Here is a 22,793-nt window from a genome sequence, read left to right as displayed (position 1 = left end):
CATGAGAGTATTAAAAATCGCATCGAGAGAAATAAAGGAAAATTTTAGAAGTAAGAAAGCTATGGTATTCATGGTTTTATTTCCTATAGTCCTTATGACCATATTAGGTTTTGCTTTTTCAAATACATTTAATAGCGATCACAAGATAAGCAATATCAGCGTAGAATACACAGATAACGGAAGCAAAGAGCTATCGAAAGGATTTAATAATTTTGTGGATAGCTGTGAGAAGTTGGGGATAAGGTTTCATGAGGTGAAAGAAATAGCCAGTGGCATAAACGATGTTAGAAATGTAAAGTATAATTGTGCGGGTTACATTGTCCTAAGAGGAAATAATATAGTATTTTACAAAAACGACAGAGACTTTGTTGATACAAACATTGTTGAGACGATTCTCAAAACTTTTGTTGATAGATTTAATGTTGTTGCTGTCTTAGCAAAGGAAAATCCACAATCATTATCAAAAATAAATGTAAGTGACAATTACGACTTTACGGAAATAGTGTCGTTAAATAGTGAAAGACAGCCGTCTTCTTACGATTACTATTCAATCACCATGTTGACGTTAATCATACTTTATGGCTCTATAAGCGGCATTTACTCTATAAACAGTGAGAGAGTGAGAAATACAGGCAATAGAATGCTTACAACCCTTGCTAAAAAGCATGAGATATTATTGGGAAAAATTTTAGGTTCATCGCTATCAGTTTTTTTGCAGTCAATTTTAGTTTTTCTGTACAGCAGGTTTATACTTAAAGCTTATTGGGGAAATGATATATACACAATCACGTTGATAATAATAAGTGAGATTATATTTTCTATAAGTCTCGGAATCTGCCTCGGGTTTTTATTTAAAAACAGCGGCGTTGCATCAGGTATTGTCAATGCAATAATTCCTTTTATAGCATTTTTGGGTGGTTCTTATTTTTCGGTAGATGCTGCGGAAGCCTTATTTAAAAATCTGTCCAACATATCACCAATAAAATGGACGAATTCAGCCATATTAAATGTGGCTTTTGCCAATAATTACAATGACGTATTAGCAGCGATAGTCATTAATTTGGCATGTGCTTTTGTTTTCGTGTTTTTAGCCGCTTATTTGTTTAGAAAGGAGGCTTTCTAATCGTGAGAAACGTTTTTCTTCTCGTAAAGAATACTTTAAAATTGTTTTTCAGGAGAAAAGGGAATTTGATTTATATACTGTTGTCGGTTTTAATACCTTTTGTAGTTTTGACGGTGAATCTGTCCGGTACTTCAAAATTAACGATTGGAGTCATAAACAACGACACAGGCATATTATCAAAAGACTTAGTAAACTCATTTAAAGATTCTCAAAAGTTCAGAGTTGTCAATATTGATAAAAGCAATTTGGATAAATACGTTACAAAAGGAAATATCGATTTTGCGATTATATTTCCGAAAGATTTCAGCAAAAATGTAATTGAAGATAAACCTTTAAAAGTTCAAATCGTGTCTATCAAAGGCAAAGAAGTCGCCTTAGCCGTAAAAAATTATGTTGATGAGTACATCAGCAATTTAAAATACCTGTCGATTTCTTCTAATGGCGATAGCAGCACTTTTTATAAAATGTACCAAGAATACGAAAAAAATGCATTGATAAAATTAGGAGAATACACAGTTAAAGACAAAAGCGTGATCAACGACATAATGACACGCAGCGTAGGTATGTTTATAATGTTTTTGATGATGGGAACGAGCAGGATAGCAGAGCTTATGCTGCAGGAAAAACGAGATAAAACTTACTCCAGGATATGCGCTGCACCCGTCAAATCTATAGTATATGCATCAAGCAACTTCATAGTGAATATGATAGTGACTTTGTTTCAGATAGGGCTTATCATGCTGCTTTTGGCTGTGTTTATGAAGCTTCCTTTTGACAAATCTTTTTTAGAAATATTTGTAATTCTTGTTGCGTTTGGGATATCTGCTATAGGGCTTAGTATGCTTATCGTAGCATTTAGCGATTCTACTGCTCAATCTGGAGGATTATCGACATTGATAATAACTCCAAGCTGTATGTTGGGAGGCGCTTTTTGGCCTATTGAAGTCATGCCGAAGATTTTCCAAAAGGTTTCATATTTTATGCCGCAAAGATGGGCTATTGACGCCATAACAAAAATAGAAGGTGCCACGTCCAGTAGTGATGTATTGCTGAATATTTTTATATTGCTGGCATTCGCTTTAACTTTTATACTGATTGCATCGTATAAAATGAAGATGTCTAATAAAATGGCAGATTTTGTGTAATTTAAGGCTTTAAGCCTTATTTTTTTATAGTGCAAATACAATCATTTTGGGATAAAATATAATTAGTCTATCAAGGAGATATTTTTATGGAAATGTGGATTATTGCGACAAAATTAATCATTATTTTATACATTATTGTAAAATACATATACACAGATGTGGCTACATATCCGGCAGAGTTTGTTGCTTTCATTCTTCTATACATTTGTATCAATATGGCGTATTATTTAACAAATGGAAAGATGATAAAAAAGCTTATGCTGTTTCTATCCATTGGCTTATTGATGTTTTCGTATAATTATGTCAGCGGCTTTTTTGTGTTTTTATTTCCACTTAATATTTATGAGATATTTTCGGGATTGACTACGTATTTGTTTAGCCTTGTCGCTTCGCTCTCAGTTATGATATTTATTAAAAGTGAATTGATGCCAGAATATATTATTACATTGTTGATGTCGTACCTTATATTATTTCTCAGCAAAATGTCATACGACAAGTTAGAAAGCTTAAAAAAGAGAAACGATGAATTGAGGTGGAAAGTACAGGATTTATACATAAGAATAGATAAAAATGAAGAGTATGAAAGGCAGCTTAAATACACTACACAGTTAGAAGAAAGAAATAAGCTGTCACAGAGAATTCACGATGATATTGGGCATACAATATCAGGAAGTTTGATGCAGTTGGAAGCTTCGAAGCTTCTAATGGATAGAAACAAAGATGATGCGAAAAAGATGATCCAAAGCACCATAGACACATTGCGAAATGGACTTGAAAGCATAAGAATTGCATTAAGGGAGATAAAACCACCACCGGAACAGATGGGGCTTAACAGATTGAAGCTTGTTTTGGATGATTTTGCATTAAAGACTCATATTTCTGCAAATTTAAAATACACTGGTATTATTGATAAGATTACATATTCACAGTGGAATATCATAATGGAAAATGTAAAGGAATTGTTGACAAACGCCATGAAATATTCAAAAGCCACTAAAGTTTCTTTAACCATTGACGTGCTTAATAAATTTATTAAAGTGGAAATGAAAGATAATGGCGTTGGCACTGATGTTGTAAGAAAAGGACTTGGACTTAAAGGCATCGAGGAGAGATGCGAAAGCGTTGGAGGAAAAGTCATTATAGATGGTTCAAATGGATTTTCGGTGATATTTTTGCTTCCATTGGAGGGATGTTGAATGCCGATTAAGATAATTATTGCCGACGATGACTCTCTTATTAGAGAAAGTCTTAAGATCATATTGGAAATGGATAAAGACTTTGAAGTAGTGTCTTGCGTTGACGATGGATTAAAAGCTTTAAACTACTGCTTAAATCACAAAGTAGATGTTGCATTGATAGACGTTAGAATGCCTATAATGAACGGTGTGCAGGCATCTTACGAAATATGCAGTCGTACAAAGACGAAGGTTTTGATACTCACTACATTTGACGACGATGAATACATAGTAGATGCCATAAGAAGCGGCGCAAAAGGATATCTTTTGAAGAATAATTCTCCCGAAAACATAAAGAATGCCATAAAAATGGTCTACGAAGGCAATTCGGTCATACAGGATGTAGTTCTTGACAAGATTAAAGAAGGGATTCGCAAGCGTGACGGTTCAAAAATCGACATGTCGATGTTCACGAAAAGAGAGATAGAAATAATGGATCTTATATCGAAAGGACTTTCTAACAAAGAAATTGCTGATAAACTTTTTATTTCAGAAGGAACCGTGAAAAACTATATATCGTCTATACTTGATAAGACATCCCTTCAGCATAGGACGCAGATAGCCATTTATTACTTAAATGGAAAAGAAAAAAATCAGTTTAAATGACATCGAAGTTGTGGTATACTACAATATGCTTTTAAAACTTAATTTTGGAGGTGATATGTGTGGACAATATGTTCATACCGGAGATAGTGTCTCCTTTGAGGCAGAAGATGGTCAGAGTTCCAGAAGTCATACAAAATGTTTCGGGTATAAAAATACATGGAAAAGTGATAAAGTCCATACTTTTTACTACAGACATAGCTATAATAAGAAACACAAATGCAAATGCCATATTAGCAGTTTATCCTTTTACACCGCAGCCTGTCATCACACATGCTATAATTATGGCGTCAGACATTCCTGTGTTTAGCGGTGTTGGCGGTGGACTTACACAAGGCAAGAGGGTAGTCAATTTAGCACTTGATGCAGAATTCCAAGGTGCTATGGGTGTCGTCGTCAATGCACCTACCGCAAATGATATAATCAAAAAAATAAGAGCTACGATCGATATACCGATAATAGTCACCATCGTCTCAGAAAATGAAGACATAAAAGGCCGCGTAGATGCAGGGGCAACGATTTTAAATATTTCAGGCGCAAAAAAAACGCCGCAGATTGTGAAAAGAGTGAGAGACATTTGCCCCAATATACCGATAATTGCCACAGGAGGGCCTACAGATGAGACAATAATGGAGACGATAGAAGCTGGTGCAAATGCTATTTCGTACACACCTCCAACAAATGCGGAGATATTTTCTCACGTAATGGATAAATACAGAGAGGAAAGGCAGTAAAAATAGTAAAATATATAGATAAATCCATATTGATAAATAATTAATAATGATATATAATCAATTATTATTAATAAGCGGAGGCGTTATAATGTTTAATAGACTTAAGAGGGCTTTAATAGGTAGACCACTGACAAATAAGGCTATTAAAAATGAGAAATACGGCGTAATATGGGGACTTCCTATACTGTCCAGCGATGCGATTTCTTCTGTGGCTTATGCCGGCGAGGAAATCTTATTAGTTTTGCTGCCTGCAATAGGCTTTATGGCGTATAAAAACCTACTTTATATTTCTGCTGCCATTATCAGTCTATTATTGATATTAACTTTTTCTTATATACAGACGATAGAAAATTATCCAAATGGAGGAGGCGCCTACATAGTCGCATCTGACAACTTAGGGAAAATAGCAGGAGTAGTAGCTGGTGCTGCACTGTCTGTCGACTATATTTTAACAGTGGCAGTTAGTGTGTCATCAGGTGTTGATCAGATAACATCTGCATTTTTATTTTTGAGGCCTTACTCAATACTTATATGTATCGCGATTGTCTTGATTTTAATGATAGGTAATTTGAGAGGTATACGTGAATCATCCAGAATTTTTGGTGTTCCTACGTATGCTTTTGTTTTTGGCATAGTTGCGATGCTTATTGCGGGTATTGTAAAGATAAAAGGAGGATATGTGCCTCCTACCACACCTTTAAAAGCTGTTGAACCAGTTACACTGTTCTTGCTTTTAAGAGCTTTTTCAAATGGATGTTCTGCTTTGACAGGTGTTGAAGCTGTAAGCAATGCGGTGCCGAATTTTAAAGAACCATCAGTGAAAAAAGCCATAACCGTCTTGATTTTGCTATCTTCTATTGTCTTAATTTCATTTGGCGGCATATCTGTCCTTATAAGCATGTATCACATTACTGCAGGTGACAAAGCCGTAATCATACAATTAGCAAACGAAATATTTGGCAGAGGCTTCATGTTCTACTACATTACAGCAACAACATTTATAATATTGGTAATGGCATCTAATACTGCTTATTCAGGATTTCCTCTTTTACTTGCAATAATGGCAAAAGAAGGACACATGCCGAGGCAGCTTAACAAAAGAGGTGACAGGTTAAGCTATTCAAACGGCATAATATTGCTTTCAGTTTTGGCTACTGTTCTTATTGTGGCATTCAGAGCCAATGTCACTTCCTTAATAGGACTTTATGCAATTGGCGTATTCATATCATTTACTTTATCGCAGACAGGCATGGCAAAGAGATGGATAACGACGAGAAGCAAAAATTGGGTTATAAAGGCAATTATAAATGGTACAGGTGCTATTGTTACGGCATTAGTTGTCGTAATTGTCGGGATAACTAAGTTTAGAGAAGGCGCTTGGATTGTGATAATAGTTATACCCGTTTTGGTATTTATGATGCTTAAAATAAATAAGCATTACAGAGCTGTGGCTGTACAGCTTAGAGTAAGCCCTGAAGACCTTCAGTGCATAAAGATCTCAGAAAATCATTATCGCAATAGGGTAATAGTGCCAATAGAGAGCATCAATAAGGCCAGTATCAGAGCATTAAGATATGCCAGGACGATCTCAGAGCATGTCATTGCCTTTAACGTGTCAATAGATGAAGAAAGCGGTGAAAAGATAAAAAAGAGGTATGCCATGCTAAATACAGACATACCGCTCATTGTCAAATATTCGCCATTTAGGAGAATTGTTGAACCGCTTCTTAAATTTATAGAGTCTGAGGAGTACAATTACAAAAAAGGAGACATGATAACAGTAATATTGCCGCAGTTTGTAGTCAGGAAAAGGTGGCACAACATTCTTCACAATAAGACGAGGGTTTATATAGAAAAGGAACTTTTAAAGCATAAGCACATTGTGGTTGCGACCATGCCACTGCAACTTCACGATGACGATGATATTGAAGATAAATGCAAAAAAGAGCAATAAGATTATTGCTCTTTTAATATTGCACTTATGGCGTGAAGGACTTTGTCAATATGGTCTTTTTTGATGTAATAATGTGTTACAAATCTTACAGTGTAGTCGTTGCCGCCGTTTACCTTAATCCCATAATCTAAAAGTTTTGAGGATAATTGTGCTCCTGTAAGACCTGTTGCAGATATGTCAGACATGACGATATTTGTCTGCACTGTTGACATGTCTACGTTTATGCCTTTTATGTTGTTTAAGCCTTCTGCTAAAAGCCTTGCATTTTCGTGGTCTTCAGCTAATCTTTTCGTCATTTTTTCAAGTGCAACAATTCCTGCTGCAGCTAAAATTCCTGCTTGCCTTAAACCGCCTCCTAACATTTTGCGGTACTTTCTGGCCTTTTTGATGAACTCTTTGCTGCCTGCCACAATAGATCCTACAGGTGCGCAAAGTCCTTTTGACAAACAAAACATTACGCTGTCAGCGTATCTTGATATTTCTTTTACGTCAACATTTAGGTATGTGGCTGCATTAAAAATCCTTGCCCCGTCTAAATGAACAGGTATATTGTGTGCTTTTGCGATTTCATAGATCTCTTTCATATTGCTTAAAGGTATTACTGTACCACCTGCCCTATTGTGAGTATTTTCCAGGCATATAAGACTTGTCTTTGGAAAATGGATATCATCTGTTCTAATGGAGCTCAAAACATCTTTAGGATCCATGATGCCGTTTATTCCACGTATAGTTTTAGCTTGAACTCCTGATAAGTACCCTATACCGCCTACTTCGTACGTAATTATATGGCATTTTTCTTCCAGTATTATTTCATCTCCATGATGGGTATGTGTCATGACAGATACCTGGTTACCTTGTGTTCCGCTTGTCACAAACATTGCATCTTCTTTTCCCATAATATCTGCAGCCATTTCTTCAAGTTCTTTGACTGTAGGGTCTTCGCCATAAACGTCATCGCCTACTAAAGCTTTATACATTGCATCTCTCATTTCTTGAGTTGGCAGCGTGACTGTGTCGCTTCTTAAATCTATGTATTCCATGAAATATTACCTCCAAATCTATTAGACTAATTTAAGATTAACATTGTTGAAAAACTAAAGCAATAGGCGGAGTTTTGCGGATTTTGTTATTTAAAGCAATGGTGCTATAATCAAATAAGAAATTTAAAATTTGAGATACGGAGGGGTTGTATGCAGTACAGAAAGTTTGGCAATACAGGTGTTAAAGTTTCAGCACTTGGATTTGGCGCAATGAGATTGCCTACAATAGGCGGAGACAACAGCAAGATTGATGAAGAAGAAGCCATAAAAATGATAAGATATGCCATTGATAATGGCGTTAACTATGTTGACACTGCATATCCATATCACAGTGGGCAAAGCGAAATCGTGGTAGGCAAAGCTTTGAAAGACGGATACAGGGAAAAGACGTATTTAGCCACGAAACTTCCGTCATGGCTCATTAATGAAAAGGAAGACATGGATAAATATTTAAATGAACAACTGAAAAAGCTGGATGTTGACTACATAGATTTCTACCTTCTCCATGCATTGGATAAAGACAGGTGGGAAAAGTACAAAAGACTTGATGTGTTCAACTGGATGGAAAAAGTTAAAAGAGAAGGCAAAGTCAAATTCATAGGTTTTTCTTTCCATGATGAGTACGATGTATTTAAAAACATAATCGATGATTATGATAAATGGGATTTTTGCCAGATACAGTACAACTACATGGATATAGAAAACCAAGCAGGCTTAAAAGGGCTTAAATATGCAGCATCAAAAGGTTTAGCTGTAATTGTCATGGAGCCTATAAGAGGAGGAAAGTTGGCTGGCGATCCGCCACAAGCTATAAAAGAGCTTTGGAACAGTGCAAGTGTAAAAAAGGACACCTGCAGAATGGGCTTTGCAATGGGTTTGGAACCATCCAGAGGTATCGCTTGTATTAAGTGGAATGAGCACGATGGAGCAAGTGAAACAAAATATAGAAAGTGCTTCAAGATCAAAAGCGAATGGCTTAACTGATGATGAGGTAAAACTTGTGGATAAGGTAAGAGAAACTTATAATAAGCTTTCGCCTGTAGGATGCACTGCCTGCAATTATTGTATGCCGTGTCCAAACGGTGTGAATATACCGAAGAATTTTGCCATATACAATGAAGCCCACATGTACAATAACTACAATGAAGCACTTAGAAATTATAATAGCTTAAATGAAGGAAAAGCAAGTTCTTGCATAGAGTGCGGAGAGTGCGAGACTAAGTGCCCTCAGCACTTGACGATAATTGAATATTTAAAGGATGTAAGAAGATATTTTAAAGAAGCAGTTTAAAAATAAGCCATATTGATGAAACCTAAGTTTCACCAATATGGCTTTACTTTTAGTAGTCAACGTATCCCTTTTTCTTGGCTTCTAAAAATAGCAAAAAGTTTATGAAGTAGAATATCACACCTGACGCCACGATAAATATGCTATTTAAATTAAATACTATTATGAGTATTCCAAAGATCACAAGATATATGGAATTAATTATGGAAAACTTAAGCTGCAACTTCAAGAATTCATCTGATTTTAAAAGCCTTATTTTTGCTTTTCTCGTATAGTAAGTAACTTTATCTTTATTTAATATGGAATACATCAAATAAATGACACCGGCAATTACTAATACAATACCTAGCCAATTCATCTTATTACACCCTTTCTTGATTTTATTTTAAAATTTGTTGAATAAAAAAGCAACTTATAATATTTTTTATAATACTTGCTTTGACGGTTTACTTGTGAAATAATAAATAGTGAATATCTTATTTAGAAGGGAGTGTCAAGGATGGTTCAAAGCGGATTTATGCTATTTCTGCAGTACTTTGTAGCATTAGCAACACCGATTGTTTCAGTTATCTTTTTGGTATTTTACATAGTTTATACAATGAAAAAGATGAAAAAGATTGATTCAATAGAAAAAAGCTTAGCAAAAATAGCAGCTTCAGGCAAGTCAGGATCAAGTGAGTCTTCTTACGAATCTAATGAAGATTTTGAAGTTGAAGATGAAGTCGAAGAAGAAGTTATCGTTAAATAGCAAAATGTATCAGGATGTGGTAATGTGCTGCGGGATGACTTAGATACACCCATTGGAACGCTAAGAATATATTCAAGCGAAGATGGCATAACGAGGATAGATTTTCCCAATGAAGAACATTTACAATGTTTAATGGGTACAAATTCGCTTATTGCAGATTGCAAAGAACAGCTTAGATTGTACTTTGAAGGTCGCTTGAAAGAATTTAATGTAAAGTTAGACTTACAAGGGACAGACTTTCAAAAATCTGTTTGGCGAGAGCTTATGAAGATACCGTATGGTTTTTACGCTACATACGGTGAGATTGCAAGGAGAATAGGAAAGCCAAATGCATCAAGGGCTGTAGGAAATGCCCTTAATAAAAATCCGATCCCGATTATCATACCGTGTCATAGGGTCATCGGCTCGGATATGACGCTAAAGGGCTTTGCAGGAGGACTTAATGTAAAATCATTGTTGCTTCAACATGAAGGTATTGCATTTAAAAAGTAATTTCATTATAATATAGTATAAATTAATCAAAAGACTATGTCCGCTGGGGGTGCTTTTAGCTGAGATGGCAGATGCCAAACCCCTAGAACCTGATTAGGTTAATGCCTACGAAGGGAATGCGGCAAAAGACCGCATCAGTGTGCGGTTTTTTTGTTTTAAGCGGTACATAGCCTCAAAAGGAGGTTATTTTCATGTCCTACATTGTAAGCATTTTTTCAGATTTCACAAAGATAAAGCCTGCCACACTTTCCATCATCATCGCGATTTTATTTGCTGTGTTTTTGTTTTACATCCTGAGAAATAGCGTGAAATTTAACGCAAAGATGCTTGTGTATGGAGGATTAGCAATAGCTATATCATTTGTCTTGTCGTATATAAGGTTTTACCATTGGCCTCAAGGTGGCTCTATAACGCCAGCCAGCATGCTTCCGCTGTTTGTCTTTGCATATTATTATGGAGCAGGTCCAGGCATAGCGGTGGGAATGGCTTATGGAATGCTTCAGCTAATACAAGATCCTTATGTTGTGCATTGGATACAGCTTCTCTTGGATTATCCATTAGCATTTGGAGCCTTAGGGCTTGCGGGGTTTTTCAAGAAAAACTTAAGCATTGGCGTTTTGGTTGGCGGGTTTGGCAGGTTTTTTTCACATTTTCTATCAGGTGTCTTCTTCTTTGCCAGCTATGCACCAAAAGGGATGAATCCTGTCGTCTACTCGCTTCTTGTAAATGGAATATTGGTGGGTGTGGAGGTTTTGATCTGCTTTGTGGTTTCTATTATTCCACAAGTTAGAAATGCAATTGAGATGATAAAGAAAAAAGCTTTAGCGTAAAATTTATTAAAGCCCTCTTTTTGACTAAGAGGGTTTTTATAAATTTTATACAATAAATTGATTTTGATGGTATAATATTAGATAGCAAATAAAAATAAACTATATTGGTGGATAGATTTTAACGCATTTTTAATACAAATTTAATTTAAATTTAATGTTTAAATGCGATAATCAATATAGTGATTGTGAGGGTCTTTCTGATGGATAAAATAAAGATTTTAATACTTTATGAAGATATAGGAACTGGACACAAAAGGACAGCGACGGCTTTAAAAAAAGCCTTTGAAAAAATGGATGGAGTTGAAGCTTTTGTTGAAAATCCACTTGGAGAGAAGTTTCCAAGCTTGTCTTATCTGACGACGAGGATTTACCTAAAGACGCTGAAATTGACGCCTGAACTGTGGGGTTATCTCTATGAGATGGAAAGGGACAAGATAGAAAGGCGCATAAATAAGCTGGTAGGCATATCCGTTTATACATTTATAAAAGATTACGTATTAAACTTAAAGCCTAATGCTGTAATATGCACCCATCCGTTTTCTTGCTCTATTCTGTCTCATATAAAGAGAGATCTAAATATTCCAATATTCGCTATATTGACTGATTATGATGTCCATGCGTATTGGATACATCACCAGATAGACGGGTATTTTGTCGGTTCTCAAGAGATGAAAAGTCAGATGAATTTGATGGGTGTTTCTGATGACAAGATAAATGTGACTGGCATACCTATTGATGAAGAATTTTACGTCAAAAAAGATAAAAATGAGATAAGACGAAAATTGGGTTTTGAGGTAGATAGGCCATTGGTGATGGTGATGGGCGGTGGGCTTGGACTCGGAAACATAAAAAAAGCCGTCAATGTTATACAGAGGCATAAAGATTTGCAGATTGCTGTAATATGTGGCTTAAATAAGAATTTAAAGGCTAAAATAGAGGAGATATCAGACGATAATGTATTTGTGTATGGTCATGTAGACAACGTGCATGAATTTATGGAGGCTGCTGACGTCTTAGTGACTAAAAGCGGCGGCCTTACTGTCACTGAAGCCATAATCAAGAGATTGCCTATGATAATTTTTGATCCTATACCGGGACAAGAAGAGAGAAATCTCGAATTTTTGCTTAAAAAGAGGATTGCCTTGAGAATTAAAGACATAGAGAAATTAGATAAAAAGATATTAGATCTCTTGTCTGACAAGAAAAAGATAGATGAGATGAAAGAGCGCATGGAGGAAATCGGCATATACAATTCAGCAGACAAGGTGTGCAACGTAGTTATAAATCATATAAAAAATGATGCTTTAAAGGTGTAAGGAGGTTTCATTTGTGTCGGGAGTGAAGAGATTGATCATTGCGGAGGACAGAAATGTATTTTTTCTTTTGAATGAAAGGATAAAATGCAAAACTCTTGATAAGATCATGCCTAAAATAACCCATATAGGAGGACCGTATTTTACGATTTTGTCTTGCTTGCTATTAATTTTGTTTGGGAAAAATAGCGTTAAGATTTCGGCTATTCAAGCTCTTACTACTTTGACAAGTAGTCATTTGGTTGTGCAAGTTTTAAAGAGAATATGCACGAGGCCAAGGCCATACATGGTATTGCCTGAAGCCAATACATTCAAGTACTTGTTGAGGGATTATTCCTTCCCATCAGGTCATGCTACGGCTATATTTTCGTTGGCTGTTTCTTTTTCATTTTTCTTTCCTGATTTGACTATTGTCTTAGTAAGTTTGGCTATTTTAGTAAGCCTTTCGAGAATCTACATGGGACTGCATTATCCTTCAGATGTCATAATAGGCTCTACCGTTGGTATCCTATTTTCATATATAACGCACATGTATGGCTTGATGCTGCCTATTCTTTAAAAAGATACTTGTATTGAAGAGTTATAGCTAACAATGTGAAGATGTACGTTATGACTGAGAAAAAGTAATTCCATCTGTTGTAAATGAGAAGCCTGTTTATGTGAAATACTGCTTCAATGGCAGTCAGAAATAGTATCCATGCAGCCATATATATGGTGTAGCGCAATTTCCCTTTTGGCAAGTATTGTATAAAAATCATGCCATAAGGTGGGCCTATAAATGTCTCCATCAGAAATGACAGAATGCCATTTGGAATAGGTGCATCAATGTAATAATAGTATTTCAAAGTAAAGTCAAATATCACATCCAAAGAGAAGCCTATCACAGATGAAAGCAGATAAGCAGGTATCAGCACTTTTAACTTTTTTCTATCTATCAAAAAAAGCGATATACTCACTGTAAAAATTGAAAAAATTATGTACCACATAGCATCACCTTAAGTTATTTTGTCCTCTATGGGAAAAATTATTTTGGCTTTTAAAGATGATTGACTAGAAAATTTTGTAATGATAAAATGGTTAGTAGAGGATAATAATTTTCGGGAGGTGTTGTTATGTTAAATGATATTGAGAAAAAATATTTGACTGACTTAGAAGTGGTGAAACTTGCTATAGATATAGAAGAAAGAGGATACGAATTTTATACAAAGGCTTCGGAGAAATTCTCCGGCGATGAGAAATTGAGAAAGTTTTTTGATGACATGGCACAAGAAGAAATTATACATAAGTCCAGATTTGAAGAACTTTATAATAAGCTTTTAAACGAGAAAAAAGGCGATGATAGCCTGTACTTTGATATGGAGGCATCTATTTATTTAACGTTGCTTTACAATACATCTGTATTTCCATCGAAAGATGCTGTTGACGAAGTTTTGCAAGGGATAAATAAATTTGAAGAAGCTGTAGAATTGGCAATAAGAGCGGAAAAAGATTCTATAATATTTTACGATGAAATAGTCAAAGATGCTAAATTTGACTCTACGAAAAAAGTTGCAATCACATTATTAAATGAAGAGATAAAGCACTTCATAGATCTAAGCAATATGATAAAAACGATATAGAGACTTAAAAAATTTGATGTAAATAAAAGTATATGAGGTGTTGTTATGCTAACTGCAATTGTAGGATGTATTTTGATTTTAAGTTTTATAATAATCTTTGTAAAATTGACACATGTTGTGGGTTCGGGGATATTTAACTATATACGCAAAATATTCAGGTGATATTTCTTATTCAATTCTATCAATAAAAAATGCACCCTTGATATTAGACCTTTTGTCTAAATCGTGGGTGTATTTTTTATTGTTAAGTTTTATTTTTGTTAAGTTTTATTTAATCCATGGTCTGATCAGAGTTTTTTATACACAAAAAATGTTTAAACCATTCAATTACCACTTGTTTGGCTAAGTAATAGTTAAGTTTAGCAATGCGTAAATTATCTCTTTTACATATAGTTAGATGCTTATAATTCTATTTTTCATAAAAATTTTAACCATAATAATTACTTACTTGGCATAAAAGATTGTTGGAACCATTCTTTCACCAAGTGGATTTATTGGATTATTTATTACTTTTCCTTTATAATAGAGTGTTGTTGAAGAACCACCATCAAGGTTTGCGGCATTAACCGCTCCATAATCTAGCATTATATTCTGAACATCTTTTAAAGTTGCACCAGTTAAACCCCTAATAAACGTTCCATCAATTACTAAGAATATTACTGTACCATCTTTTCTTTGCCCTATAGCTGTTCTTGATGTTGAACCCCATCCACCATCGCCTTTTTTAATCATAGGTTCTCCATTAATAATAAGTGCAGGTCTAAAACTAACTCCTTCTTTTATTCCAGCATTTTTTATTTCATCTAAGGTGTATTTACCAACAAGTAATTTACCATCATCGGTAAATCCTATAAGATCTATTTTGCCATCTGTACTATATGCATTATCATATAAAATTTTCCCATTATGAATAATAATGCCGCCTGGTATTCCACCACTGCCTGTCCATGCTCCATTTACATATCCGATAAAACCACCTGCATTAATTGCAACTACAGCATTGTTTTCTTTAGCGATCGTACTTACTGTTTCCCCTTCTTTAGGCAATTTGCTTGATACACCAACTTGTATTCTTGTTGGATCATGTATTAATATTACTTTGCCTTTAAATCTATTACTTGATATGTCGTATACTTCAATTGTGTTATCATGAGAATTTGTAAAATTTAATATATTTTTATTGCTACTGCCTGTAGCGATATTATTAGAATTTTTCATGATTTCATCTATTTTACTCTGAGGCAAGAATAATGTAACTATATATTTATGACTAAAAGTTGTCATTGCAGATGTAACTAATGTATTTCTTATATTTGCGAATGGCCCATAAAATATCAATACAGGAATTACAATAATTGATAATATGAATTCAAAAACTAAATATACAATAATTCTTTTCGTCAAAATCATATTTCTCATAGATAACTTTCATTCCTTTCATTTATAAACGGCATTTATTTTTAGTTTAAGTTTTTTGGGTGTCCCATGTTGTACATGGTAGTTATTCATAGTATCCTCTGTAATATATTAGCATAAAAAATATTCAGGTATCAACAGGAATTTAAAAAATTTTCAAAAAATATATTGACTTTATAGGTAAACCGCATTATATTAAATAACATAGTGTTGCCTATTATTTGCTAAAAGTATTGTCATGTATTGTAAAAAATCTCATTTTAGCTTAATATATATTTGTAATTATATAGTGTCGGCTTAAACATTTGTTTGATATAATTATTAATAACAAAAGTTATATTGATTGGGATGGTAGTTATGATTCAGTTAACTGATACGGAAATTAAAAAAAGGTGTGAAAATGATAGTGTCTATAAAAGAGGCATTGAATATTATTTGGCAGGTAGGATACACAATTTTACATACAACAAAGCTGGCACTGTATTTCAAGCTTTTGTGATGGGCACATCTTTGTACAGGGTGATGATACAAAAGTATCACGGTGAGTTGTACACAAGCTGTACATGTCCAGCAAAATCTAGATACGACGGTGATTGCAAACACATTGCAGCAGTTTTAATGTATATAAAAAATAATCAAGCTGAGATAGAGGACAATCTAAAAAACAAAGTTGCTTATGATTTATTTGAAGAATTTGAAAAAAGGGAATACATACCTGACGAATTAAAGCAGCCTGTTAATATAGAGGTTACATTAGAATCTTATCAATTTAATCAATTTAATACATCTTTAAGCCTTAAAATGGGCATTGACAAATTGTACGTAGTTAAAAGCATAAAGAAGTTTTTTGACGATATTGATGAAGGAATGGTTGTAGAATTTGGCAAAGGTTTTTCGTTTGATCCAAGCGTAAATACATTTAAAGAAGAAGATATGAAGCTTATAAAGTTCTTGAGAGAGATATATGAGATTGACAAAATCAATACCGAAAATTCATATTACAGAGTTGATTCAGTTGTTTCCGGAAAGTATGTAAGGCTTACGCCATCAAATTTGGAGAAATTTATTGAAGTGATGAAGGGAAGTCACTTTAATTTAGTTTTGGATGGGAAAACCTATTACGATGTGGATGTAGTTTTTGATGATCTTCCTATTAATTTCAAACTTGAGAAAGGAAATAACGAGAAAAACCTTAGGCTTACCATTGAGGGAATTGAAAAAGTAAAGGCGTTAGACAGCAGAGGTAATTTTTTTGTGTATGATGGAAAAATATACAAGGTTTCTGATAAGCAGCGTTTTGCTTTAGCGCCATTTTACAATGTATACATTACTAATAACACCAATAGCGTTGTATTTACTGAGAAGGATAAGCAGAGGTTTGCAGAAGTAATACTTCCAAATATAGATAAAGCAGGAAGCATCGCGATTGATGATGATGTGAAATCGGAATTTTATAGTGAGCCACTTGTTACGAAGATTTACCTTGATAAAGAAGGAGAAAGAATAACCGCTGATATAAATTTTACTTACGGTGAGTACAACATAAATCTGTACGATGATGGAAAGACGAAAATAAAGCGTGACTGCATTTTAATTAGGGATGAAGCTGCAGAAAAACGTATATTGGATATCTTTGAAAAGTGTGAATTTAAGGTAAAAGATAAATCGGTTTACTTAGATGATGAAGATTCTATATTTAACTTTGTGTCAAATTATTTGCCTGTGCTTCAAAAATATGCTGATGTGTACTATTCTGAATCATTTAAAAGGATGAAATTCTACAAAAGATCGTATAGCAGCAGCATTAGGATTCAAGACGACGATTTGTTGGAATTTAGCTTTTCTATTGACGATATAGATAGAGATCTCATTCCAAAGATATTTGATTCGATAAAAATGAAGAAGAAATTTTTCAAGTTGCCTGATGGATCTTTTTTGCCTATTGATGATGAATTGGTAAAAATAGCAAATTTCATTAATTCATTGGACTTAAGCAGCAAGGATTTAAAGAAAGAAATTGTAAAGATTCCAAAATATAAAGCGCTTTATATTGATGAAAAACTTGAAAGTGACAGATTAAAGATTGATAAGGATGAAAAATTAGATAGCTTAGTTAAAGCCATAAAAAATCCAATGGATGCTGAATTTGAAGTGCCTGAGAAGTTAAATGGTGTCCTGCGAAAATATCAGGAAGTCGGGTTTAAATGGCTTAAAACATTGTCATCATATGGATTCGGTGGAATACTGGCAGATGACATGGGATTAGGAAAGACGATACAGACTATAGCATTTTTGTTGGATGAAAAAGAAAAGCATAAGGAACCGGCAATAGTCATCTGTCCTACGACTCTTATCTACAATTGGGAAAGTGAAATACAAAAGTTTGCACCGAGTCTTAAGACTTTAGTGGTATCTGGCAACAAAAGCGAAAGGGGAAGCCTTATTAAAAGCATAGAGGAGTCTGACGTAGTCATAACTTCATATCCATTGATTAGAAGGGATATAGAAAGCTATGAAGATATTGAATTTAGCTATTGCATTTTGGATGAAGCACAGCATATAAAAAATCCAAAGTCTCAGAATGCAGAATCTGTTAAAAGGATAAAAGCCAAAGGGTATTTTGTGCTTACTGGTACGCCTATAGAAAATTCTCTGACTGAATTGTGGTCTATATTTGACTTCTTAATGCCTGGATACCTTCTGTCTCACAGAAAATTTGTGGAGAAGTATGAGAAGCCAATAGTGAAATACAAAAATGAAGAGGCGCTTAATGACTTAAGCAAACATATAAGGCCATTTATATTGCGAAGGCTAAAAAAAGATGTTTTAAAAGAACTGCCACAGAAGATAGAAACTACGTCATTTGCTGAACTTACGAAAGAACAAAAGGAGCTTTACATGGCGTACCTGGAGAATGCAAAGACTGAAATAGAGGAAGAGATACGAAATAAAGGCTTTGAAAGAAGCCAGATAAAGATAATAACTGCTTTAACGAGGTTAAGGCAGATATGCTGCCATCCATCAATGTTTGTAGAAAATTACAAAGGTACCAGCGGCAAGATGGAGCTTCTGATGGAACTGATTCAGGAATTAAAAGAAAGTGGACACAGGGCCCTGATTTTTTCTCAATTTACGACAGCGCTTAAGCTTATAGAAGACAATTTAAAGAGGGAAAAAATTTCATACTTGTATTTAGACGGTGATACAAAAACGAAAGAGAGAGGAGAATTAGTCAAAGCCTTCAACAAAGGCGACTCGGATGTGTTTTTGATTTCATTGAAAGCAGGTGGAACAGGGCTAAACTTAGTAGGCGCAGATACTGTCATACACTTTGACCCCTGGTGGAATCCGGCGATAGAAGATCAAGCGACAGATAGAGCCCACAGGATTGGGCAGGTTAATACAGTACAAGTCATAAAGCTTATAACGCAAGGTACAATTGAAGAAAAAATTGTAAAGCTGCAAGAGAAGAAAAAAGAGATGATAAATTCTGTCATAAATCCAGGTGAAACGTTTATAACTAAGTTGAGTGAAGAAGAAGTAAAAGAGCTTTTTGCAATGTGATTTAATGATTTGCAATTGCCGATTAAGGCAGTTGCTTTTTTTATGTTACAAGATTGTAATAGAAAATTAAGGAATAATTAATAAAATTTATAATTTTAAATTTTATAATAGAGATGAGGCATGGGAGGTTAAGAGTATAATCTATATTGATAAAAGTCACTTTGTCTGGGAGGCTATTATGAATAAAGTGAAACTATGTTTATTAATTATCGTAATCTTAATACTTGGTGGCTGTAGTATTAAAAGTACAAATACAGACTTAAGCAATGATAATATAATTATTGATAAAACAAATGGTAATATACTTGATGAGTTAGAGGATAAAAAGACCTCATCGATTGAAAATGCACATCCAATAGCTGTGCTTGATGATGGCAGAAAAGTGTTTTTGCAGGTCAATCCTGAAGTTGACAACAGCATTTTTGTTACCTCAAGTGACAGCTCAATAATTTTTAAAATTAATGCTGGAATTTCTAAAAATATTTATGATGCAAAAGTCATGGGGAATTGGATCGTGTATGTTGAATCCAGCAACGATATGACAAAAAGCGATTGGGCTTTGTATGCTAAAAATATAGATGACAATCGTCGCATAGAAATTGATAAAGGAAATGTTGTAAATGCAAAAGTAAAAACGCCTACTTTGTTAGGAGCGTTGATAGCTGCATCTAACGACAAAATTGTATGGACAGCTTTCGAAAAAGATGAGAAATCTGTTAATGCAATTGTCAAATTATACGATATTGAAAACAATACTTATAAAATCATTGATAGATTAAATGTTGAAGATGGAGAATTCGGGCAGCCAGGATTAGATGGGGATTGGCTTGTATATGATATTGGGAAGATCGATATGAAAGCACTGGCAAGAAATGGGAAATTGGTTCTTGTAAATCTTAAAAATAACGAAAAAAGAATATTAGATGAAGGATTAAAAGTTAGCGGTGCATCAATTAAATTTCCATATGGAGTATGGAATTCAGGCGATTCTATTCTAAAATTATACAATATAAAGACAAAAGAAGAAAAAACTATTGTAAATTGGGGTATGACAGGCGTTTGGAATAGCTCACTTAATGATAAATTTATTTCATGGAATACTAACGGTGATGGTTTATACATTTACTCTATAGAAAAGGGAGAGATATTGAAGTTAAAAGATTCAGGTATTACAAGCGGTGGTAATATTTCAGACAATATACTGTGGTGGTACGTCAAAGGAGAAAAGTGCAAATCAGAGTGGATTACTTTGGATTAAATAAATTGCTAAATGCTTTTTAAGCATATTGGAGTGATATTTATGATATCAAAAAAATGGATAATGACAATACTACTTATTTCGGCTCTTACAGGATGTTCAAATCTAGAAAAACAGGGAGATGTGGTAGGCGGAATATCTGATAATGAAGCTTTGAAAATAGCTAAAGAAAAAGTGGAAATTACTAAAGTAGAATCAGAAGAGCTTAAAAATTTAGAAGTTGATCTGGATAAATTTTTTGATGATCCAAAACTCAAGGAAAAATCTCCTTGCCCTGTTTATTGGATAATAAAAGGTGTTGATAAAGAAGGAGAGTCTTTAACTGTATATGTAAATTATAAAAAACCCGACATTTATTATGTTAAAAATGAAAGATAATCTAATTATTAAATTTATCGTGGCATTTGCCATGTTTTTTTATGTTACAAGATTGTAATAGAAAATTAAGGAATAATTAATAAAATTTATAATTTTTAATTTTATAATAGAGGTGAGGCATGGGAGGTTAAGAGTATAACATTTGAAAATGATAAAAATAATTTTTATGATGTGGAATATTTTTAGAAAAATTTAGCTTCTATATATGTAGAAGGGGAAATACGGGAAATGGAGGTGATCAGTAGTGGTATTCTTTAAAAGAACTGTTTTATATTTTTTGATATTTTTTGCCTTTATCGTGGTCGGATGTTCATCTAAAAGCAATAACAGCGTTATTAAAGAAAAGGGAAATAATTCAATAGCGCAAAAGTATTTCAATATGCTGACTAAGGAAGATAAAATTAAAATTTCAAATGCGTCTCCGGAAGAAATAATAAATATCTATTATAATAGCATAAATGATAAGAATTATAATCTCGCCGTTGTTTGTGCCTCCAATTTTTTAAATAATGCAGCAAATAAATCATCTGAAGATATCAGTTATGTGTATAATGAACATATAGAATATTTGAAAAATATAAAGAGAATTGACATCAAATCAATAGAAGTATATCCAGATACGATGAAAAAGAATGGTAGTGAAAGTGTAGAAAAACATTCTAAGCTTTACTGCGTTTATTATATGCAAAAATCAAATGATATTAAAAAATTTCCTGAGGAAGGGTACTTCACCAGATTTATTACAGTTTCTAAGTCGCCTTTATATGGTGGCTGGTGTATAAGTTATATTGCTTCATCACCATAAAGTTTTTTAAGAAAAGCTATATACGGGAGGTAGATGATGTGGTTAAATCGTTTAGAACTTCATTAGCTTTTATATTTTTGCTACTTATGTCTGTTGTACTCTTTGGCTGTTCTGACACAGTGAGAAATAATGCTGAAGTGCCATTTGTTGTTTTAAATGATGATGCTGGAAGCTTTAAGGCGGATATATATTACTGGAATGTGATAAATAATAAAATAAAAGAAACAAATGAAAACTTATATAAAATTCCACAAAAGATGATAGTAAATAAAGAATCATATACGATATTTCCGATAGCTTGGGATGGACATAATCATGTAGTTTTGCCTTCTTATTTAGAAGCATCGGACAAATTTAATGACTTTGTAGAAAAAGCGGATTTTTATTTTCAACCAAAGACGATATGGGGACAAGACGTAAAGTTGGTAAAAAGCGATGAAGAAAATAGGTATAAGTTAACATTAACAGAAGACGGTAAGACTGAGGAGAATGAAATAACGATTCCTCTTCATACTTTTAAAGGAGAGGATGGCAAAAAATATGAAGCAACAAAATGCGGAACAGTAACATCGGTAGTCAAGACAAGTTATGGTGCAGCAATGCTCTATCCTTGTTTCACATTAGGTGGCGGAAAATTATTTATTTTAAAATATGATAACGCATCAGAAAGCATTAAATGGCAAGAGGTTGGACCTATTAAAGGTATAGAGTTATCACCAAGCTTTCCGCCATTGGCTAATCGTACGGCTACTATCGGAGAAAATTTTATCATAAGAACGCAAGCTAATCCTATAGAAGTGTATACCGAAAAAGTAGGTTATAAAATTATAAATAATATATCTGATCTTCAGAAGAAATACGCATCTGAAACATTAAACAGTGAATTCCCTGAATATATAGATGTTTTAGGAAGCTATAATGATATTTTGTTTTTAAGTATACCAGTGCATAAAAATGAAGGGACAGAATTGTATATATTTGCTGTGAAGGATGATAAACTTATAGGGATTATGCACAGAACGATAAATGATATTGAAATAATTGATACGGCAGGAAATGTTGCATCAAAATATAATATGCCTAAAGCGAAAACTTTAATCGGCGAAGATGATGTCTATTTTCCAAATGTGAACGGCATGGATTGATTGATAGATAAATTTATAATTCCTAATTTTATAATAGGTGAGGTATGGGAAGTTAAGAGCATAATATGCAAAATGATAAGAATTATTTTTATGATGTGGAATA

The 22,793-nt window shown here is 33.8% G+C and carries 23 protein-coding genes and 1 riboswitch; of the genes, 19 read left to right on the top strand and 4 right to left on the bottom strand.

Annotated elements, in window-relative coordinates:
- The first annotated feature begins 1 nt into the window (after position 1).
- The 6 genes from GSH73_RS12150 (at position 2) to GSH73_RS12125 (ending at position 6,794) form a co-directional block, all read left to right on the top strand.
- On the top strand, positions 2-1,123 hold the full coding sequence (locus GSH73_RS12150) for an ABC transporter permease (RefSeq protein WP_014757704.1): 1,122 nt from the start codon (positions 2-4) through the stop codon (positions 1,121-1,123).
- Positions 1,124-1,125: 2 nt separating this feature from the next.
- The gene (locus GSH73_RS12145; RefSeq protein ID WP_014757705.1) at positions 1,126-2,268 is read left to right on the top strand and encodes an ABC transporter permease; all 1,143 of its coding nucleotides are present in this window, start codon (positions 1,126-1,128) and stop codon (positions 2,266-2,268) included.
- 86 nt (positions 2,269-2,354) lie between these two features.
- On the top strand, positions 2,355-3,464 hold the full coding sequence (locus GSH73_RS12140; protein ID WP_014757706.1) for a sensor histidine kinase: 1,110 nt from the start codon (positions 2,355-2,357) through the stop codon (positions 3,462-3,464).
- Positions 3,465-4,109 (top strand): response regulator transcription factor, encoded by a 645-nt coding sequence (locus GSH73_RS12135; protein WP_014757707.1) that lies wholly within the window; start codon positions 3,465-3,467, stop codon positions 4,107-4,109.
- 68 nt (positions 4,110-4,177) lie between these two features.
- A complete protein-coding gene (locus tag GSH73_RS12130) occupies positions 4,178-4,840 on the top strand; it encodes a beta/alpha barrel domain-containing protein (protein ID WP_284700707.1) in 663 nt (220 codons plus the stop codon).
- Between the two features lie 88 nt (positions 4,841-4,928).
- On the top strand, positions 4,929-6,794 hold the full coding sequence (locus GSH73_RS12125) for an APC family permease (RefSeq protein ID WP_014757709.1): 1,866 nt from the start codon (positions 4,929-4,931) through the stop codon (positions 6,792-6,794).
- 2 nt (positions 6,795-6,796) lie between these two features.
- Here GSH73_RS12125 and ltaE read toward each other — a convergent pair whose 3' ends face one another.
- On the bottom strand, positions 6,797-7,834 hold the full coding sequence (gene ltaE / locus GSH73_RS12120; protein ID WP_014757710.1) for a low-specificity L-threonine aldolase: 1,038 nt from the start codon (positions 7,832-7,834) through the stop codon (positions 6,797-6,799).
- A 150-nt stretch (positions 7,835-7,984) separates the two neighbouring features.
- Between ltaE and GSH73_RS12115 the strand changes: the two genes are divergently transcribed.
- Both GSH73_RS12115 and GSH73_RS13905 read left to right on the top strand, forming a co-directional pair.
- Complete coding sequence (locus GSH73_RS12115) at positions 7,985-8,818, top strand: aldo/keto reductase (RefSeq protein ID WP_489884366.1); 834 nt, start codon at positions 7,985-7,987, stop codon at positions 8,816-8,818.
- Entirely contained in the window at positions 8,700-9,125 is a 426-nt protein-coding gene (locus GSH73_RS13905; protein ID WP_489884365.1) for a 4Fe-4S dicluster domain-containing protein, read from the top strand. Before GSH73_RS12115 ends, GSH73_RS13905 begins: the two co-directional genes overlap by 119 nt.
- 49 nt (positions 9,126-9,174) lie before the next feature.
- Here GSH73_RS13905 and GSH73_RS12110 read toward each other — a convergent pair whose 3' ends face one another.
- Entirely contained in the window at positions 9,175-9,480 is a 306-nt protein-coding gene (locus tag GSH73_RS12110) for a hypothetical protein (protein WP_014757712.1), read from the bottom strand.
- A 141-nt stretch (positions 9,481-9,621) separates the two neighbouring features.
- On the opposite strand from GSH73_RS12110, the gene GSH73_RS12105 reads away from it, so the two are divergent.
- From GSH73_RS12105 to GSH73_RS12085, 5 genes are all read left to right on the top strand, one after another.
- Positions 9,622-9,870 carry a hypothetical protein gene (locus GSH73_RS12105; RefSeq protein ID WP_014757713.1) on the top strand — a complete coding sequence of 83 codons (249 nt, stop codon included), beginning with the start codon at positions 9,622-9,624 and terminating at the stop codon, positions 9,868-9,870.
- Positions 9,871-9,894: 24 nt separating this feature from the next.
- Complete coding sequence (locus GSH73_RS12100) at positions 9,895-10,362, top strand: methylated-DNA--[protein]-cysteine S-methyltransferase (RefSeq protein ID WP_014757714.1); 468 nt, start codon at positions 9,895-9,897, stop codon at positions 10,360-10,362.
- A gap of 35 nt (positions 10,363-10,397) precedes the next feature.
- Positions 10,398-10,496: riboswitch (TPP riboswitch) on the top strand.
- A 57-nt stretch (positions 10,497-10,553) separates the two neighbouring features.
- Complete coding sequence (gene thiT, locus GSH73_RS12095; protein WP_014757715.1) at positions 10,554-11,192, top strand: energy-coupled thiamine transporter ThiT; 639 nt, start codon at positions 10,554-10,556, stop codon at positions 11,190-11,192.
- Between the two features lie 200 nt (positions 11,193-11,392).
- Complete coding sequence (locus GSH73_RS12090) at positions 11,393-12,508, top strand: MGDG synthase family glycosyltransferase (protein ID WP_014757716.1); 1,116 nt, start codon at positions 11,393-11,395, stop codon at positions 12,506-12,508.
- A 13-nt stretch (positions 12,509-12,521) separates the two neighbouring features.
- On the top strand, positions 12,522-13,064 hold the full coding sequence (locus GSH73_RS12085; protein WP_014757717.1) for a phosphatase PAP2 family protein: 543 nt from the start codon (positions 12,522-12,524) through the stop codon (positions 13,062-13,064).
- Here GSH73_RS12085 and GSH73_RS12080 read toward each other — a convergent pair.
- Positions 13,054-13,491 (bottom strand): CBO0543 family protein, encoded by a 438-nt coding sequence (locus GSH73_RS12080; RefSeq protein ID WP_014757718.1) that lies wholly within the window; start codon positions 13,489-13,491, stop codon positions 13,054-13,056. The genes GSH73_RS12085 and GSH73_RS12080 overlap by 11 nt on opposite strands.
- A 126-nt stretch (positions 13,492-13,617) precedes the next feature.
- Here GSH73_RS12080 and GSH73_RS12075 point away from each other — a divergent pair, with 126 nt between their 5' ends.
- The gene (locus GSH73_RS12075; protein ID WP_014757719.1) at positions 13,618-14,124 is read left to right on the top strand and encodes a ferritin-like domain-containing protein; all 507 of its coding nucleotides are present in this window, start codon (positions 13,618-13,620) and stop codon (positions 14,122-14,124) included.
- Between the two features lie 444 nt (positions 14,125-14,568).
- Here GSH73_RS12075 and GSH73_RS12070 read toward each other — a convergent pair whose 3' ends face one another.
- Complete coding sequence (locus tag GSH73_RS12070; RefSeq protein WP_233432551.1) at positions 14,569-15,534, bottom strand: phosphodiester glycosidase family protein; 966 nt, start codon at positions 15,532-15,534, stop codon at positions 14,569-14,571.
- Positions 15,535-15,897: 363 nt separating this feature from the next.
- Here GSH73_RS12070 and GSH73_RS12065 point away from each other — a divergent pair, with 363 nt between their 5' ends.
- The 5 genes from GSH73_RS12065 to GSH73_RS12045 all read left to right on the top strand — a co-directional run bounded on the left by GSH73_RS12065 (position 15,898) and on the right by GSH73_RS12045 (position 22,690).
- A complete protein-coding gene (locus GSH73_RS12065) occupies positions 15,898-19,104 on the top strand; it encodes a DEAD/DEAH box helicase (protein WP_014757722.1) in 3,207 nt (1,068 codons plus the stop codon).
- A gap of 178 nt (positions 19,105-19,282) precedes the next feature.
- Positions 19,283-20,362, top strand: coding sequence for a hypothetical protein (locus GSH73_RS12060; protein WP_014757723.1), 1,080 nt, complete (start codon positions 19,283-19,285; stop codon positions 20,360-20,362).
- A gap of 42 nt (positions 20,363-20,404) precedes the next feature.
- Positions 20,405-20,740 (top strand): hypothetical protein, encoded by a 336-nt coding sequence (locus tag GSH73_RS12055; RefSeq protein ID WP_014757724.1) that lies wholly within the window; start codon positions 20,405-20,407, stop codon positions 20,738-20,740.
- 244 nt (positions 20,741-20,984) lie between these two features.
- Positions 20,985-21,545 carry a hypothetical protein gene (locus GSH73_RS12050; RefSeq protein ID WP_014757725.1) on the top strand — a complete coding sequence of 187 codons (561 nt, stop codon included), beginning with the start codon at positions 20,985-20,987 and terminating at the stop codon, positions 21,543-21,545.
- Positions 21,546-21,583: 38 nt separating this feature from the next.
- The gene (locus GSH73_RS12045; RefSeq protein ID WP_014757726.1) at positions 21,584-22,690 is read left to right on the top strand and encodes a hypothetical protein; all 1,107 of its coding nucleotides are present in this window, start codon (positions 21,584-21,586) and stop codon (positions 22,688-22,690) included.
- Positions 22,691-22,793: the final 103 nt, after the last annotated feature.

The sequence above is a fragment of the Thermoanaerobacterium aotearoense genome, from assembly GCF_009905255.1.
Classification (GTDB): Bacteria; Bacillota; Thermoanaerobacteria; order Thermoanaerobacterales; family Thermoanaerobacteraceae; genus Thermoanaerobacterium; species Thermoanaerobacterium aotearoense.
The sequence above is the reverse complement of the archived record's forward strand: the minus strand, read 5'-3'. Positions and strand labels throughout refer to the sequence as shown.

Bases quoted from the DNA above. Each gene is read 5' to 3' on its own strand.
- GSH73_RS12075 (WP_014757719.1), top strand. From the start codon at position 13,618: ATGTTAAATGATATTGAGAAAAAATATTTGACTGACTTAGAAGTGGTG.
- GSH73_RS12130 (WP_284700707.1), top strand. From the start codon at position 4,178: ATGTTCATACCGGAGATAGTGTCTCCTTTGAGGCAGAAGATGGTCAGA.
- GSH73_RS12055 (WP_014757724.1), top strand. From the start codon at position 20,405: ATGATATCAAAAAAATGGATAATGACAATACTACTTATTTCGGCTCTT.
- ltaE (WP_014757710.1), bottom strand. From the start codon at position 7,834: ATGGAATACATAGATTTAAGAAGCGACACAGTCACGCTGCCAACTCAA.
- GSH73_RS12070 (WP_233432551.1), bottom strand. From the start codon at position 15,534: ATGATTTTGACGAAAAGAATTATTGTATATTTAGTTTTTGAATTCATA.
- GSH73_RS12065 (WP_014757722.1), top strand. From the start codon at position 15,898: ATGATTCAGTTAACTGATACGGAAATTAAAAAAAGGTGTGAAAATGAT.
- GSH73_RS12150 (WP_014757704.1), top strand. From the start codon at position 2: ATGAGAGTATTAAAAATCGCATCGAGAGAAATAAAGGAAAATTTTAGA.
- thiT (WP_014757715.1), top strand. From the start codon at position 10,554: ATGTCCTACATTGTAAGCATTTTTTCAGATTTCACAAAGATAAAGCCT.
- GSH73_RS12135 (WP_014757707.1), top strand. From the start codon at position 3,465: ATGCCGATTAAGATAATTATTGCCGACGATGACTCTCTTATTAGAGAA.
- GSH73_RS12115 (WP_489884366.1), top strand. From the start codon at position 7,985: ATGCAGTACAGAAAGTTTGGCAATACAGGTGTTAAAGTTTCAGCACTT.
- GSH73_RS12060 (WP_014757723.1), top strand. From the start codon at position 19,283: ATGAATAAAGTGAAACTATGTTTATTAATTATCGTAATCTTAATACTT.
- GSH73_RS12110 (WP_014757712.1), bottom strand. From the start codon at position 9,480: ATGAATTGGCTAGGTATTGTATTAGTAATTGCCGGTGTCATTTATTTG.
- GSH73_RS12090 (WP_014757716.1), top strand. From the start codon at position 11,393: ATGGATAAAATAAAGATTTTAATACTTTATGAAGATATAGGAACTGGA.
- GSH73_RS12125 (WP_014757709.1), top strand. From the start codon at position 4,929: ATGTTTAATAGACTTAAGAGGGCTTTAATAGGTAGACCACTGACAAAT.
- GSH73_RS12140 (WP_014757706.1), top strand. From the start codon at position 2,355: ATGGAAATGTGGATTATTGCGACAAAATTAATCATTATTTTATACATT.
- GSH73_RS12105 (WP_014757713.1), top strand. From the start codon at position 9,622: ATGGTTCAAAGCGGATTTATGCTATTTCTGCAGTACTTTGTAGCATTA.
- GSH73_RS12080 (WP_014757718.1), bottom strand. From the start codon at position 13,491: ATGTGGTACATAATTTTTTCAATTTTTACAGTGAGTATATCGCTTTTT.